This is a genomic window from Corynebacterium sp. MSK012 (assembly GCF_030232435.1).
GTDB classification, from domain to species: Bacteria; Actinomycetota; Actinomycetes; order Mycobacteriales; family Mycobacteriaceae; genus Corynebacterium; species Corynebacterium jeikeium_D.
Window position 1 is genome coordinate 59,368 of the sequence record NZ_JASPJU010000013.1, and the last position, 15,597, is coordinate 74,964.

Genomic DNA, 15,597 nt, shown 5'->3' on the forward strand with positions numbered 1-15,597 from the left:
ATCAGCGCCTACTCCCCGGCGAACGTCTCCAACTGCCGAATGGCACCGGAGACAATCAACAGGTCACCTGCGGTAATGCGGTCGTCGGCAAGCGCGGGGCGGAAGCGCTGACCGCGCTTTTGTACGGCGACGACCGTAATCGGTGCGCTCTGGTTAATCTCCGCCACCGTCTTATCCAGGCAATGGATTGGTGGGGCGACCTTACCGACTGCGTAGTCGCGATCGAACTCCAGGAAGTCCTGGACCTTGCCGCCGATTAGGTGCGCAATACGACGGCCGGTGTCGGCCTCCGGGCGAATGACATGGTGCACACCGATCTGGCCCAGAATCTTGGCGTGAGCCTGGTTATCGGCCTTTGCCCAAATCAGCGGCACATCCATGTCCACCAGTGCGGACGCGGTCAGCAACGACGCCTCGATATCACTGCCGATGGCAATGACCACACGTTCGGCTTCATCGACGCCGAGCTGCTTCAGTACTTCCGGCATGGTGGTGTCGGCGGTGACCACGTGGTCGAAGGTCGAGGACAGCTCCTGAACCACCTTTTCGCGATGGTCTACGCAGAGAACCTCGATACCGCCAGCGACCAGCTCCTCGCCGAGCGCCTGTCCGAAACGCCCCATGCCAAGGATTACAACAGGAGAAGAGCTGACTTGGTCGGCGAAATGCTCTGCAAAACCAGCAAACGGATTGAATTTCGAGTTAGCCAATGAAGGGCCTTTCTTCTGGATATTCGTAGATGCGCTGGCGTGGGCGGGCGGCCAAGGCCGTCGCCAAGGCGATTGGGCCAACACGTCCGGCGAACATCAGCACGATGAAGATTGCCTGTGCTGCCACCGGCAGGTCAGCGGTGATACCTGTGGAAAGGCCTACCGTGGCGAAGGCACTGACTACTTCAAAAAGGATTTGGTCAGTAGAAAACTGTGGCGCTAGGAAACTGACGGCGATTACTGCCAGAAAAACCTGGCCAATACCGAATGCAAGAACGACGAGGGCCTGACGCAGCACCTTTGGATTGAGGCGCCGCCGAGCCACGGACACGGAGGTGTCACCGCGAATCTCCGCGAGAACGGCGGCGAGAATGACTGCCGACGTCGTGATTTTCACGCCACCTGCAGTACCACCGGTGCCGCCGCCAATGAACATGAGGAAGTCAGTGCCCAGCAGTGTCGATGGGTGGAAGTCCGCGTAATCGAGCGCGTTGAACCCCGCGGTACGCGGGCTCACACTAGCGAAGAATGAGTTGAGTATCTTCTCCCCTGTAGTGAAACCAGACATGGCATTGGACCACTCACCAAATGCCACCATTATTGTGCCCAAAGCAATCAGCAGGATGGTGCCTTTGATAGTGAAGCGAGTAGTCAGAGACCAGCGTTTAGGTAACTGCCCTCGCGTGCAGACACTAAGCCACGCTTTCAGGTGCCGCCAAGCCTCGAGCAGAACAGAAAAACCCAGACCACCAACGATAAGAGAGAAGGCCAGCGGCAAAAGTATCCAGGCATCACTGTGGAACCCAATGACGTTGTCCGTATACAGAGCAAAACCGGCATTGTTGAAGCTTGAGATGGCATGGAACAAGCCCTCCCACGCAGCTCTCCCCCAGCCGTACCCATAACCTAGGTGGAACCGCAGCATAAGTGCCACTGCCACAACAAACTCCACCAACAGCGTGAAGCTAACGGCAGCACGGACAACCCATGAGATCTCGCCCATGTCCATACCGCGGCCCTCAACGCGCGCACCGGCACGGCGGTTAAGGCCGAGTCTTCCCGCAACGAAGAGGCCAAAAAGTGAAGCCAAGGTCATGAACCCAAGGCCACCCAGCTGAATCAACAGCATGATGACAACCTTGCCGAAGGTTGACCAATGGGTAGCCGTATCTACGGTGATCAGGCCGGTCAGGCTTGTTGCCGAGGTGGCTGTGAACAGAGCATCAGACAGCGCCGTGGGCAGGCACAGATTCCCAGGGCTCGGGGCACAGTGCCCCGTGGGGTGGCTATTGGCTGCCGAGATCGGCAGCATTAACAAAACCGTGCCAACGGTTATGAGGGCGACATAGCACCACACCACCAACGTCGTGGGACGAACTCCCCGACGTGATTTAGTGGTCTGCCGCGACAGCGTAATCACCATCGGAACGTTAGTCCTCGTGGCCAGCGGTGTCGAGGGGATCCGAGAATTCTGCCCCTTACGCGTACCCGACTAATAGGGGAACTACCCTACACCCCAGGCACAGTTGCGATATCCCGTACACATTTCGCGCCCAATCCCCGCCCCCACACCCCACCCGCTTTGGCTACTGCGGAAACCTTGAGTTATGGTCAGATTCATGATGACACCCCTGATGAACACACCCGCGCCGTGCGGCGCACAGTGGTGGTGGCTCGCTTAAGTCCGCGAGCAACGTCACGTCATCTCATTAATGTCGACGGCAAACCCGTCAAGTACGAGCTCGCAAGAAGATAAAACTGGCGGGCTCTTTTCTTTTGTCGGCTCGACGAAGAGAACCAGGGCCCGCTGAAATAAACAACAGCAACGAAAGGCCCCCTCAATGACTGATTACAACCCCAGCGCGGATGCCATCGCCAAGGCTTCAGCACCGACTGCAACTAGGGTGCCGTCGGCAAGCGTTAACGGCGCGGGCGAGGTGCGCGAAACCCTCTTACCTGCATTTTTCGGTCGCTTCGGCGGACAGGAAGTGCCGGAGTTCCTGCTACCAGCACTCGATGAGCTGGAAGCGGCTTACATCGAGGCGATGAGCAATCCGGAGTTCCAGCGCGAGCTGGAAGAACTACGTCGTGATTTCCTCGGCCGCGCGACCCCGCTGTTCGAATGCCGTCGTCTATCCACGCCGAACACGACGATTGTGCTGAAGCGCGAGGACTTGAACCACGGCGGCGCGCACAAGGGCAACAACGTGGTTGGCCAGGCACTGTTGGCAAAGCGCATGGGAAAAACCCGCCTCATTGCTGAGACGGGTGCAGGCCAGCACGGCACGGCCACCGCGATGGCCGCAGCGCTGCTGGGACTTGAGTGCGAGATTTACATGGGCGCGCACGATGTCGCCCGCCAGCACCCCAATGTCGAGCGCATGGAGCTCATGGGCGCGAAGGTCGTTCCCGTCACCACCGGCGAGGCCGGTTTGAAGGATGCTATTGACGAGGCACTGGTCGAGTGGAGCAAGACTCTCGACTCCACTTTCTACCTACTGGGCACCGCCGCCGGTCCGCACCCATTCCCCACTATCGTGCGTGAATTCCAGCAGGTCATCTCGGAGGAATCACGCGGTCAGATGGTCGAGCGTTACGGCAAGCTTCCCGACGCTGTGATCGCAGCCGTCGGTGGCGGCTCCAACGCCATCGGCGCATTTGCTAACTACATCGACGACTCCGATGTCGCCCTCATTGGTGTCGAGCCCGCAGGTGAGGGACTCGACACCGATCGTCACGGCGCGCCCATCAACGCGGGTAAGACTGGCGTCCTTCACGGCATGCGCTCATTTGTCATGCTTTCCGACGACGGCGAGGTGTTGCCATCGCACTCCATCTCGGCGGGCTTGGATTACCCGTCTGTTGGCCCGGAGCACGGCATGCTGAAGGAGAATGGCCGCGCCAGCTATGTCGGGATTACCGACGAGGAGGCGCTGGAAGCGTTCCAGCTGCTCAGCCGCATGGAGGGCATTATTCCGGCGATGGAATCCTCGCATGCGCTGGCGCAGGCCATTAAAATTGCGCGACTCCGTGAAACCGACCCTGCCGCTGGTAGCGAGCTCGGGCTGCCGGTTCACGAAGGCGATGAGCCTTTGCTGTTGCTCGTGAACCTGTCGGGTCGCGGTGATAAGGATATGGAGCAGGTCCGGGAGTTCCTGAACCAGTAGGAATAACCAGTAGGGATTGTTTCCCCACTAGCTGCCTAGCAGGAATCGGACCAAAGCTAATTCTTGTTAGGCAGCGCGGCGGTCGTCGGCGGCGATGCCCTGGTTCGGGTTCGCCTCCACGATGGCTTCGGCAAGCAGCGATGCCAGCGCATCCTGCTTAGATTCCTTGCCGTCCCGGAAAATCGGGGACACAGTATCCATAATCTCGTTGAATGCGTTCATCAGAGGTCACCTCTCTTAAGATCTCTTTGATCTTTATTGTTGGACTTCTCCAATCGATTCTTTGCGATTCCGCAGTTGAAACAATGTTTCATCGAACCGATTGGAACTTATGACTTGCAACCGTAGACCACAACACAAGGCCTGGCAAGCACTAAACTTTATTTTTAGTTAACCTTTTGTTAACTTTTGGACGTTTTTTAGCTCAATCGCTGCACCACAAACAGCGCCCCTCAGCGCCACCCCAAGCCTCGCTTCACCGCTCCCGACAACGGCTTCAAAAATCACGCTTTTACACAACCAAAAACAGGGCGCGGAAGCATCTTTCGGTCGGACATAAACTATCCCCACTAAAAGCGCTTGCAACCATCGTTGAACATGAGTTACACACCGCGCTCAATCGTCACCCCGTGCACAAATAGCCACCAGCTTCCCAGGGGCTTAACCCAGTGGCAATTAAAGAAAAAGAACCCCCTGCCAGCATAAATAGCCCACCGACAGAGCTTCCGACCGCCGAAAATACTACCGTGAAGGCCATCCCACCCCTCTATCAACTCATCCCTAGCCTCGCTGGATGTGACCGCAGCCACGAAGCCCTCAATCTGAGGCAGTTTTTCCGCCCTTACGGCGAACGAGCAGTCAGGAAAACAGAGCCCCAACGGCCCCTTCCAGGAATGCCCCCAACATCGGCTCTACCAGCGACCGTCGGTAGAGGGTTTAAAGCAGCGATTCGCCCGTCGAGCACCCTATCTCGCCCGACTGAAAAACACCCCTAAAAGGGTGAGGTAAATCACACCGCGAGCGCCACTAAAAGCCGTTTTAACGACGATCAGTGAACACCCCAATACGCCGAACAGCCTCTTCCATCTCGGACGTCTCACCGGCGAAGCAGAGGCGAACCCACTGATGGCCGTTCTCTGTGTCGAAGTCGATTCCAGGGGCAACGGCCACGCCCGTTGCGGCCAACAGTTCCCGAGCCCAAGTCATGGAGTCGACGGAGTTCGGGTCGTCGTAAAGCCCTGCGATATTGGCGTAGATATAGAAACCGCCGTCGGGTGGGGCGATATTTCCGAGACCGACGCGGGGCAGCCCCTCGAGCAAAACGTCGCGGTTGCGTGCGTAACGCGTCACGTGCGAATTGAGCTCGGCAATGGACTCGGGGCTGAACGCTTCCACCGCCGCTGCCTGCGAAATTGCCGGTGGACAGACAGTGAGGTTGGCTTCGAGGCGATCAAGCGGCGCACGCAGCCACTTGGGAACGATTAGCCAGCCAACGCGCCAGCCGGTCATCGAGAAGTACTTACTGACACTGCCGACCACGACCGCCGCGTCGGAGAACTCGCGTGCAGACGCACACTGTCGGCCATAAGTAATGCCGTGATAAATCTCGTCGGAAATGAGCAGGCAATCGTGCTGCTCACACCACTTCGCAATGGCACGCAGCTCGTCGGCATCGATAATGGTGCCAGTGGGGTTGTCCGGGCTGGTGACAATCACGGCCTTGGGCACGCGCGGAAGTGCCTCCAGGTGTTGGGCGGTGAGTTGGAAACGAGTCTCAGGACCACAGTCAATCTCGACAATGTTGGCGCCGAGCGCCTGCAGCGTATTGCGGTATGCGGGATAGCCCGGGCGCGCGAGCACGATGTCGTCGCCAACATCGAGGGCTGCGAGGAAGAGCGCTACGAAACCGCCGGAAGAACCGGTAGTGATGACAACATCAGCGGCTTCCGTGGCCGTGCCGTAGTTTTCACGATGCCAGGCGGCGATGGTTGCACGCAGCTCAGGCGTGCCGACGGCCGCTGTGTAGCCCAGAACCTGATTTTCTAAATCAGCACGCGCACGGGCAATCGCGGCAGCCGGGGCCGCGGTCGCGGGCTGTCCCACGCAGAGGAATAGAGCGTCACCGTGAGTGCGCTGACGCTCCTGTGCGAGCGCGAGAACATCCATCACATGGAAGGGTGCGACCTCACAACGGCGGGATGCTAGGTCGCGCTGGGGCTGGGATGCCTGCGGTGACTGCGAGGAGTTTAACGGCTGCGGTGACTGCGACGACTTTGGCGACTGCGGAGATTCGGCGTGCATACCTTCATCTTTGCAGCCGCCGAGGCCACCCGGGAAATCCAGTTCATCCCGGGTGGGTGCACCAGTGAGGCATCCGAGTGCAGCCGGACCACCTCAAGCATTATTTAGATGGAAATACGGCCCTCAACTGCAGGTAGTGCAATGTCGGTGCGGTAGTGCGAGCCCTCGAGCTTAATGGTCTTGATGGTCTCGTACGCCTTGTCGCGGGCCTCTTCCAGCGTGTCACCAACGCCGATGACGTTGAGCACACGGCCACCAGCGGAGACCAGCTCACCCGCAGCATTGCGGGCAGTACCTGCGTGGAGAATGCCATCTGCCTCACGGCCAGGCTCTGCACCTTCAATGACATCACCCGTGCGCGTCGACACCGGGTAGCCTTCAGCGGCCAGCACAACAGTCAGAGCGTAACCATCACGCCAAGACAGCGGACCGAAGTCCGCCAATGTTCCGGTAGCAGCGGCGTTGAGCAGCTGCGCCACCGGGGACTCCAGCAGCGCCAGCACGGCCTGGGTCTCCGGGTCACCGAAACGGCAGTTGAACTCAATGACAGCCGGGCCGTCCTCGCCCCAGGCCAGACCTGCGTACAGCAGACCCTGGAACGGGCAACCGCGAGCGGCCATCTCACGAGCGACCGGCTCGCAGACCTCGGTGACAATGCGCTCAGTTGCGCCTTCCGGCAGCCAGGACAGCGGGCTGTAAGCACCCATGCCACCGGTGTTCGGCCCCTCGTCGTTATTACCGACGCGCTTGTGGTCCTGAGCCGGCAACAGCGGGACGACGATTTCGCCGTCGACCAGGCAGAACAGGGAAACTTCCGGGCCGTCCAGGAAGGACTCCAGCAGCACCGGGTTACCGGCGGCCAGAACAGCCTTTGCGTGTTCGAGAGCTTCAGCGCGGTCCTTAGTGACCACGACTCCCTTGCCAGCAGCCAGACCGTCATCCTTCACGACCCAGTTCGGGCCAAAGCGGTCAATGGCGGCCTCGATGTCTTCGTCGGAGGCCTCCGGCTGGATGGCCTCTGCCGAGGCGGTCTTTACCCCAGCTGCCTTCATGACGTCCTTAGCGAAAGCCTTGGACCCCTCAATCCGAGCTGCGTCAGCGTTCGGTCCGAAGACTGCGAAACCAGCGTCGCGCAGCGCGTCTGCCACACCCGCGACCAGCGGAACCTCAGGGCCAATAACAACCAAATCGGCCCCAATTTCCTTGGCCAGCGCAACAGCGCCAGCGGGGTCATCCACGACCAGTGGATGCATGGTTGCAATTTCACTCATACCCGCATTACCAGGGGCTACGTGAAGATCAGTAGCCTGCGGGTCCTTACTCATTGCGTACAACAGGGCGTGCTCACGGGCACCGGAGCCAATTACGAGGATGCGCATAGCAATCATCTTACTAATCAGCCCGGATAACTCTCATCGCACCCAACCCCTCAATCCGCTATTCGGGTTACCCTTGGCACATGAGCACAGTATTTACCAAAATCATCAACGGTGAACTCCCCGGTCGTTTTGTCTACCGCGATGACAAGGTCGTCGCATTTTTGACCATCGAGCCAATTGCGCCTGGTCATACGCTGGTCGTCCCTGTTGAAGAGGTGGACAAGTGGACGGACGCCTCGCCTGAGCTATGGGCCCACCTCAATGAGGTTGCCCAGAAGGTTGGTCAGGCTGTTGTCTCCGCTTTTGACGCTCCGCGTGCTGGCTACCTCATCGCCGGCTTCGAGGTTCCGCACACGCACATTCATATCTTCCCTGCCCACGATATGTCCGGGTACAACCTACAGTCGGTAGATCGCAATCCTTCCGCAGAGTCCATGGATGAGGCCGCCGCCAAGCTACGGAAGGCCCTCGGGACTGACGAAGACGGAAAGTTGGTGCGCTAATCGCCGCTTCAAACGAGGATTTTCGGGAAGAACAACTTCCGGTAGTCCCTGCCCCTGAAGCGCAGGAACCGGAGGCGCAACAACCGGCTGCAGCTGAAGGATCAGCATCGCTCCCCTATGCCATCTTCCGTCCGCTGCGCGGTGTTTTCGAAGATAACTGGGGAGCCAAAGTGTCCAAATCCCGGCCGTGGCCGGTCATCCTCCTGCATGGAACAGGCCAGGTCAAGGGCATTTGGGAGACCCTCGGCGGTCAGTTACGGGAGGATGGCTGGGCTGTCTTCGCGCCAGATTTTGGGCACCGTGCAACAGACCCCATCAATCAGTCCATCGACATGCTCGTGCCTTACATCAAGGCTGTCCTGCACGCCACTGACGCAAAGCACGCCGTTATCGTGGGGCACTCGCAAGGCGGCTTAATTGCCACCCTGCTTTCTCTGCGCATTTCCAAGTACATCAAGCATGTTGTCTGCCTTGCCGCGCCCAATCACGGCACCAATCTGGGCGGCATCGCTTCCAGTATCACTAAGATCCCCGGCACAAAGTCGCTGATGAGCAACTTTGTGCAGAGCTATTGGGGCGTTTCCGGTTTGGAACAGCTCACGGGTTCAAAGATGGTTTTGAACTCCAATTCCCACGATATCCTCGGTCCCGGTGTTACTTACACCTGCATTGCCACCAAGTATGACCAGCTCATTTCCCCTCCACAGTCCTGTTTCTTGGATGATGGTGACACAGGCATGGTCACCAATCTCTATGTGCAGGACACGTTCCCTCAAGCCATCGTTTTGCATGAGCAGATGGCGCACGATTGGCGCCCCCGCGCGCTTACTCGCGAGGCACTATTCAAGCTGGTAGGCGAGGATTTTGACCCAATCGAGCATGCGGAATAGACCGCTCCTAACGCGGATTTTCCCACCGACAGCCGCACATCCGTCCCTGCCAAATCCAAGTCCAGCGTCGGGGGACCTCAGAGACCCCGTTCCGGTTATCGCACTTCATGGCACGCTCGATAGTCCCGGCGCGTGGGCACCGCTTGCCGACGGACTCCGTGCCCGCGGCCGCCGAGTCTATGTACCGGCCTACGGAGACCGTGGCACTGCTGCCCTCGTAGATTCTGTCGCCGAAGTCGAGGCCTATATCAACGGAGTCTGCACTGAAACGAACTCGGACACGGTCGATATTGTGGCTCACTCGCAGGGTGGGCTACTGGCTTTCCTGCTGTTTACGCGTCTTGCAAACCATGAATGCGAGCGTTTTTCGTTTCGACGTGTCATCAGTGTGTCGGGCTCTGTCGGCGGTGTAAATCTGACTGAGATCTCCCGCATTTTGGGCTGGTGGAATGGGGCTCCTGCCCGCTGGCTAATGGGACAGGCTTTAGCCGATCAAATTGCGGTAGCGGCAGGACAATATGAACTTCCTGCAGCCAACACTGCCCCACACCTCCGAAGGCGCAAGGCAGCCACACCTGACTGGATTAATGTCATCAGCCACCATGACAACCTGGTCATTCCGTGGTCCGATACCGCGCAGAGCTTCCTGCCGGACAGTCGAGCTGTTTTGCTCGAAACCGAGCTGGAGGGCAGGTCTGTTGCGCATTGGAAGCAGCAAACAGACCCCGAAGTGATCGAACTGATCACTCGGCTATTGGCGTAGAGCTTCGACCTAGAACTTGGTCAGCGACTCGCGCGCGGTGACGACATCCGCAAGCAGCTGCTGCGCGGCTGGCGAGGGGTTATCGGAGGTGAGGGCCTCGATGACGACGTCGGGAAGCCCTGCGGCGCGGTAGTCGTCGACAGTGACATCGCCGTACTCGAGGACCCCGTGGAGCCATGCGACTGCACGCGACTCTGGTGAAATGCAGCGTCGTGCGGTGCGTTCCTGCTGGACGAGCACATCACGGTTTTCCACCCCGCGCATCCCCAGCCGTGCAAGAGTGCGAGCAGCAGAGATGAGGTTCTCACCGGCAACACAATCCTGCTGGTTCGGATTGGCCGGCGGCTTCTTACGACCACGACGGCGCACGTAGAGCTCCTGCTGACCAATACCGACCAGGGAGCCATCGCGGTTTCGGATTACAGAGGTGTATGGAACGACCGTCGAATAGCCACCTTCAGTTTCGGCCTTAAGCTTTTCGACCATCTCATCCGGCACCTCTACCTCAAGGTACGCACCATTCTTACCCGGCCGGATAAATTCAAACGACCCAGTTCGCGTCCACGCCTCGTACTTCTTGACATCCAGACGCTGCATAACCAGCGTGCCAAACAGCACATCCGTCATCGAAAACAGTGCACCGCCAAATGCCGCGCCATGCATATTCGCAGTCAGAGCGTTTAGGCGCAGCTCCAATCGCCCCTCAGACCAGTCATCCGCAATCTCAGTGATACGGATGCCGGTGCCAAACAGCGGCGGCCAAATGTTCAGCAAGAACTTTGCCTTAGCCGGGGACATCTCTTTCTCAGCAAGTTTGTACAGGGTGCGTCGCAGCGATGGACCAATAGACATAACTACTTACATTAGGTGTTGACCGGGCGAACGCGGGCATTATTGTCAGAAAACAAAAGTGTGTCAGCTTCAGCACATGCTTTACGACGGTTCCCGCGCCCCACCTTTTATTAAGACAGCGACTATTTCAGCGACTATTTAGGCAGCAAACCGTTCCGCCAGCGTATTGACGCGCAGAGTGAAGAAATCCCGCAATTCCGCGTAGCGGGAATAACCATAAATCCCGCGGTCAGCTGGGTCATCATATTCCCAGCGCTCAGTCTCTACATCTGGCGCGATGTAGTCCGAAACGTCGATTTTCCCCACAACAATGACCACATCCGCACTGTCTGCGAGAGACGGCGTGAGTTGATGAGGATCGCCATCGCACCGTGCCCCCACCTCACAGAGCGCACGCCGCGCGTCTTCATCCAGACCGCGGTCATCATCATCGATGCTGATACCTGCTGACAACACTGTCAGGCCTGGGGCAGCTTGCCGCAGCAGCCCTTCTAGTACGCGTGAGAGTCCCATGTTTGAACTACTGACAAAGAGCACCTCTGACATGGCTCTATCGTAGAATATTTTTCTCGGAGAAATCACCCCAGCTTGTGGGGTTTTCTGGAAGGTTTTGCAGAAAAATGCCAAAAGCGCCCATAGCGCAGGCCCTTCCCCGAGACCAGCCCTATCGACGCTTATGACTTAAGAACAAAGTCCACTTTACATGCGCATGTAACCCCTGTGAAGCGTGGGGCTAGAGTTGCAGATGTGAAAGCTCCGTGGCCTGTGATTTTCCGGCTGTCGGCGTTGCGCTGTCCTGCTGTCGGTGTTGCGCTGTCCTGCTGGCGGCGTTGCGCTGTCCTATCGATGCAATATTCACCTATCGATACGCAGCAGCGTGGCCATAAGTGAATAGCTCATCCATATGTTGACCGGGACTTCCGACAACGTGCGCATAAGTGAAAGAAAATTCCCCCGCCCCAGCCCCCGACAGGCATTTGCCCTTTAATCAGTCTTCAAACGCACCCTTTGTTCCCCGCCCGACCTCCTTAAACCGGATAAAATTGGCGGGGCCGATCGCTCGCGAATAGGAGAATCACCGTGACCGACTCTCGCGATATTAAACCTTTTGCATCCAACCGCGGCCCCAAAGTGACCTCCATCGGTGCCATCATCGGCGCAGCAGCAGTGGGCGGCCTGCTTCTCGGAGGTGTCGGTGCGGGCACCTGCTTGGCGGTCTTTGATTCGCCCGAGCGCTCTGACTACGTCATGCAGCCCGCGCAGCGTGAGGTGCAGGCTGACATCATGGACTCAGACGATGTGCTCACCCCGGAGGAAGAACAGCGCATGCTTCGCGATGTCTCCCGGATCGCCGCCCCTGACGTGGTCCAAGGGCTGCACTACATGGTCTTTGCCGAGAACAAGGAAAACGTTAATGACTCCGTAGAGGAGTACCTGCGCGATAACCACCAGGAGCTCATCGGCAAGGATAAGTTTGCTGATGGCCAGGTCTTCGTCGGCGTGGGCCTTGATCCGCGCCAAGCCTTCGTCTTCGCGGGTGAGGACGTGGCTGCTCAAATGAAGCTACGCAAGAATGACAGCCATCTGAAACAGTCCATCGAAGCAATTAAGCCGGGCGTGCGGGATGACAACATTCCTGCTGGCCTCTTTGCTGGCGCAGCGGCTGCAATCGACGTAGACCGTGCTGCGGATACTCAGTACGAGGGCGCAAAAGAGGACCGGATGGCGGCGGCCGTTGGCCTCGGGGTGGCGGGCCTGAGCGTTGGCGGCGCTGGTGTCGGCCTCGCCGGCGGTGTACGCCGCAGCCGGCAGAAGAAGACACAGCAGGCACGCGAGGACTGGGACTACGTGTCGCAGACCTACACCGATGTGGCGCAACGGCTAAGGGAGATTGATATTCGAGCGCACTCGCTCCAATCAGGGCTGGTGGATGAGCGCCTGCGCCAGGACTGGGAGGGTTTGCGCGATGACTTCCTAGCAATCGATAGCCAGGTTGGTTTCCTCATGTCGATTCCGGCGGATGCGCCAGATGAGCAATTCCGCTCACACTCCGAGCTCATCGCCAACGCGCGCCAACTGTGCGAGCGCGTGGAAACCGCTGAGGCCAATATTGAAAAGCTGCACCGCATTGAGAACGCTGATGCGGATGCTCGCCGCTATGAACTCTACGAGCTGGAGAAGGATCTGGCACAGGCAGGCTACTTGGCCGCAAGCATCGACTCGGCGCTTGAGCGCCACGCGAAGGAGTTGGAAGATGCCGCCACTGAATTATCCAAGGAACCACACCATCCGCAGTTCATGGAGCGCTACCTAGAACTCTTGGATCGCTCCGCGCTCTTGTCGGAGCACGTGCAGTCCCAGCTGCAGAAGCGCAATGAGGCCGACGAGCGCCCCGAGCGCACGCGCATCTACGACTCTGATTTCTTCGCTGGCTCTGGCTACCACGGCTACGTGCCCTTCTATGTCGTGAGCACCTGGGATAGCGATGCCACCACTGCCCGCGACAGCTCTTCCAGTAGCGGTGGCGTCAACAGCGGGTTTAGCTCAGGGTTTTCCGGTTCAGGCGGTTCTTCCAGCTTCTAAGCCGACTTACGGGACAGAGGGGATGCGGACGTTCTGTTAGACGATTTCACCCCTCACGCTACTTAACCCCTACATTTTCCCCTTTAAACCAAAGAACCCCAGGCCGGAAAACTTCCTGACCTGGAGTTTTGGAGCCGGAAACGGGACTCGAACCCGTAACCTACCGTTAGGGTACCCTGTAAAGGTTTGACCTATAATGCCATTTATGCCTGTCAAAGCCGTTTCTCGCGCCACACAGGGACACCTCCCCTACTAGTTTTTGAGGAAAGTCTTTGGGGAAGTGCGGAGTTTTCCGAAGTAGACCCGCAGCTGGACATACGCCACAGCCTGAGTACAAGACTTAACCGGCGGTGGCTACACGGTGTCGACTAGGGGCCACACACCCCTTGCCCCAGCAACCCCTGCCCGTCGCACCCCTACCCCCCACGCATAAAAATGGACTGGGATTGCCCCCAACCCCTCAATTCCGGTTACTGCTCCTGCCACCCCACGTCGTCGGGTGTGACATCCCGGCGCGGGCCCAGTCGCGCAGCGCTCGCCACTGGTATCTCGGATGCAGTACCGCAGATACCCGTCGAAGAGCTGGACGCCTATCTACCAGTCCCGCAGCAGCCCGCCACTCTGCAAATCCCACAACCCCGACCCATCAGCTAGGGCTTTGTCATGCCTTCTGCACCGAGGCAGACGCTCATACCCTTCGACAGGCCGGCGAGGCGGTAGGCGGCTAGCGGGTCCCAGGCACCCGCGGCAAGCCGCCCGGCGCGGGCAACGGCGCCCCTCAATGGGCGAACACAATTGGTAAATTGGTCGTTTCAGGCTATCAATAGTGTCGCAATGAGAGCGCCTAGTGAAATAGCGAGCATCCCTAAGCAATTGACCCAAAACTCGCTACCTAGAAACTTGGCTCGGATATGTGCGATTGCTGCGGTGCAGAAGTAGGCAATGACTCCAACCATCGTCGCTATTCCAATGCCTGGTATCCAGAGCCCAATAATGAGTCCACTTGCTGCTAGGCACTTGATAACGATAAGAGCCCACCACCACTCTGTAGGAAGTCGTACTCCTCTGAGGCAGGCCTCGATGAATGCTACGGGTTTGAGCGAGAGTACCGCGTCTCCGAACAAAATGGCTGCAAGAATGATGGAGGGCCAAGCAGGCGAAGATTCGAGAATCATTATTTTACTCCGTACGCGATTTTAAGACGGGAGATGGAACTGTTCGCGTGAATGGATAGTTCGTCGGTGTCGTATGCACCGGCAGCCCAGCCAAGAAGCAACCCAAGATAAATGTTGTAAAGGATTGTCGCGAACTCTTTAGCGTCATCTTTAGGGAGCATATTGCCTAGGCGCAACACGATTTCATCTACCAAGAGAGTTCGAAGCTCGTTGAGAATCTCTCCGTTGTCTCCCTGTGTGATTAGGGCAGCGCCATACGCTTTCGATAATTCTTCCTGCCCAGTAAACATTTTCAGGAAAGGAGCGAGAACGTCGAGAAGGTTGTCTGATTGCCCACGGAGCTCATCGTGCATGACGGTGATTCGATGTCCGATGGTCTGAATCAACAGCGACTGCTTGCTCCCGACGTTCATAACGGTTCCAACGCTGACGTTAGCTTTCTGCGCGATGGCACGCACATTTGTATCCGCGTACCCGACTGACACAAAAAGGGCATAGGCGGTATCCAAGACTTTATTGCGCGTCGCCTCCTTTTGAGTAGCACGACTTGATTGAACTTGTTCACTGAACATGTTCAAATCGTATCGCTACATCAATCTACGGTCAAGTAGCGATGTGGTTATCCAAGTACATTGCTGTCATGAGAGGCGAGCGGGTTTCCTGCTTACAAGGAGGAAAGTTATAGCTGATCGTCACACACCTACATGTTTTTGCCAGACCAGCTTCTCGGGCCAATAGACTCAAGGATTGCCGAGCGCTTGGCCGATAAGCCTACGAGCTTGTTCCACGGCCAACGCACGACAGGGGCACCGACGACGCGGGTACTGCCTATGCGTGACGACCCATCCGGCACATACCCCCACCCTGGCAAAACTCTGGCCGGGCTCTAACATGGGCAGGCTTGCCGCACCTCGCCGGCGACGATGTGGCGCAGGCCGACCGGGAGCTGCTGCCTGCGGTGATTTCCTATCACGACCTCCGTCACACGGTAGCGACCGCCATGGCTGCAACGGGCAACGCGGCGCTGGCCACCTTGCAACTGGGCCATGCCTCCGCCTCGACTACGGAGGCCGCCTACATCAACCGCGCGGGAGATGTTGACAACTCCGCAATCATTGAAGCGTTCGCTGCCGACGCGCTGGCAATTTTCGGCGGCTAGTCGCTGCCCTCCTGCCGCCGCCCCTGCGCCCTCTTGGCGGGTTAAGTAAAGAAAAGTGTGTCCGCATGCCACCATAACCCCAGACCACACACCACAAATCACCAAAGAATAGCTC

General features: G+C 58.1%; 15 protein-coding genes. 6 read left to right on the top strand and 9 right to left on the bottom strand.

Annotation, left to right across the window (positions count from 1 at the left end; genetic code table 11):
- Nucleotides 1-8: 8 nt before the first annotated feature.
- Nucleotides 9-710 carry a potassium channel family protein gene (locus QP977_RS09870; protein WP_016421425.1) on the bottom strand — a complete coding sequence of 234 codons (702 nt, stop codon included), beginning with the start codon at nt 708-710 and terminating at the stop codon, nt 9-11.
- Nucleotides 703-2,133: a TrkH family potassium uptake protein gene (locus QP977_RS09875; protein WP_070560513.1), complete on the bottom strand. Its 1,431-nt coding sequence runs from the start codon at nt 2,131-2,133 to the stop codon at nt 703-705. The genes QP977_RS09870 and QP977_RS09875 overlap by 8 nt, the downstream gene beginning before the upstream one ends.
- Nucleotides 2,134-2,551: 418 nt before the next feature.
- On the opposite strand from QP977_RS09875, the gene trpB reads away from it, so the two are divergent.
- Nucleotides 2,552-3,877 (top strand): tryptophan synthase subunit beta, encoded by a 1,326-nt coding sequence (gene trpB / locus QP977_RS09880; RefSeq protein ID WP_070607314.1) that lies wholly within the window; start codon nt 2,552-2,554, stop codon nt 3,875-3,877.
- 66 nt (nt 3,878-3,943) lie between these two features.
- Here the strand turns inward: trpB and QP977_RS09885 are convergent, their stop codons facing one another.
- The 3 genes from QP977_RS09885 to purD form a co-directional block, all read right to left on the bottom strand.
- Entirely contained in the window at nt 3,944-4,099 is a 156-nt protein-coding gene (locus QP977_RS09885; protein ID WP_016421428.1) for a hypothetical protein, read from the bottom strand.
- 816 nt (nt 4,100-4,915) lie between these two features.
- A complete protein-coding gene (locus QP977_RS09890) occupies nt 4,916-6,043 on the bottom strand; it encodes an aminotransferase class I/II-fold pyridoxal phosphate-dependent enzyme (RefSeq protein ID WP_049172167.1) in 1,128 nt (375 codons plus the stop codon).
- Between the two features lie 239 nt (nt 6,044-6,282).
- On the bottom strand, nt 6,283-7,557 hold the full coding sequence (gene purD / locus QP977_RS09895) for a phosphoribosylamine--glycine ligase (RefSeq protein WP_049172166.1): 1,275 nt from the start codon (nt 7,555-7,557) through the stop codon (nt 6,283-6,285).
- Nucleotides 7,558-7,637: 80 nt separating this feature from the next.
- Between purD and QP977_RS09900 the strand changes: the two genes are divergently transcribed.
- The 3 genes from QP977_RS09900 (at nt 7,638) to QP977_RS09910 (ending at nt 9,713) form a co-directional block, all read left to right on the top strand.
- Nucleotides 7,638-8,060, top strand: coding sequence for an HIT family protein (locus QP977_RS09900; protein ID WP_049172147.1), 423 nt, complete (start codon nt 7,638-7,640; stop codon nt 8,058-8,060).
- A gap of 170 nt (nt 8,061-8,230) precedes the next feature.
- Complete coding sequence (locus tag QP977_RS09905) at nt 8,231-8,950, top strand: esterase/lipase family protein (RefSeq protein WP_049172143.1); 720 nt, start codon at nt 8,231-8,233, stop codon at nt 8,948-8,950.
- Entirely contained in the window at nt 8,940-9,713 is a 774-nt protein-coding gene (locus QP977_RS09910; protein WP_016421432.1) for an alpha/beta fold hydrolase, read from the top strand. Before QP977_RS09905 ends, QP977_RS09910 begins: the two co-directional genes overlap by 11 nt.
- Nucleotides 9,714-9,722: 9 nt before the next feature.
- Here the strand turns inward: QP977_RS09910 and QP977_RS09915 are convergent, their stop codons facing one another.
- Together QP977_RS09915 and QP977_RS09920 are read right to left on the bottom strand one after the other, a co-directional pair.
- Complete coding sequence (locus QP977_RS09915) at nt 9,723-10,565, bottom strand: PaaI family thioesterase (protein WP_016421433.1); 843 nt, start codon at nt 10,563-10,565, stop codon at nt 9,723-9,725.
- A 138-nt stretch (nt 10,566-10,703) separates the two neighbouring features.
- The gene (locus tag QP977_RS09920; RefSeq protein ID WP_016421434.1) at nt 10,704-11,078 is read right to left on the bottom strand and encodes a hypothetical protein; all 375 of its coding nucleotides are present in this window, start codon (nt 11,076-11,078) and stop codon (nt 10,704-10,706) included.
- A 567-nt stretch (nt 11,079-11,645) separates the two neighbouring features.
- Between QP977_RS09920 and QP977_RS09925 the strand changes: the two genes are divergently transcribed.
- Nucleotides 11,646-13,148, top strand: coding sequence for a hypothetical protein (locus tag QP977_RS09925; RefSeq protein ID WP_016421435.1), 1,503 nt, complete (start codon nt 11,646-11,648; stop codon nt 13,146-13,148).
- Between the two features lie 812 nt (nt 13,149-13,960).
- Here the strand turns inward: QP977_RS09925 and QP977_RS09930 are convergent.
- Together QP977_RS09930 and QP977_RS09935 are read right to left on the bottom strand one after the other, a co-directional pair.
- Nucleotides 13,961-14,323, bottom strand: coding sequence for a DoxX family protein (locus QP977_RS09930; protein ID WP_016421436.1), 363 nt, complete (start codon nt 14,321-14,323; stop codon nt 13,961-13,963).
- Complete coding sequence (locus QP977_RS09935) at nt 14,323-14,895, bottom strand: TetR/AcrR family transcriptional regulator (protein WP_016421437.1); 573 nt, start codon at nt 14,893-14,895, stop codon at nt 14,323-14,325. Before QP977_RS09935 ends, QP977_RS09930 begins: the two co-directional genes overlap by 1 nt.
- Before the next feature lie 329 nt (nt 14,896-15,224).
- Here QP977_RS09935 and QP977_RS09940 point away from each other — a divergent pair, with 329 nt between their 5' ends.
- Entirely contained in the window at nt 15,225-15,482 is a 258-nt protein-coding gene (locus tag QP977_RS09940) for a tyrosine-type recombinase/integrase (RefSeq protein WP_016421438.1), read from the top strand.
- The last annotated feature ends 115 nt before the right edge of the window (nt 15,483-15,597 follow it).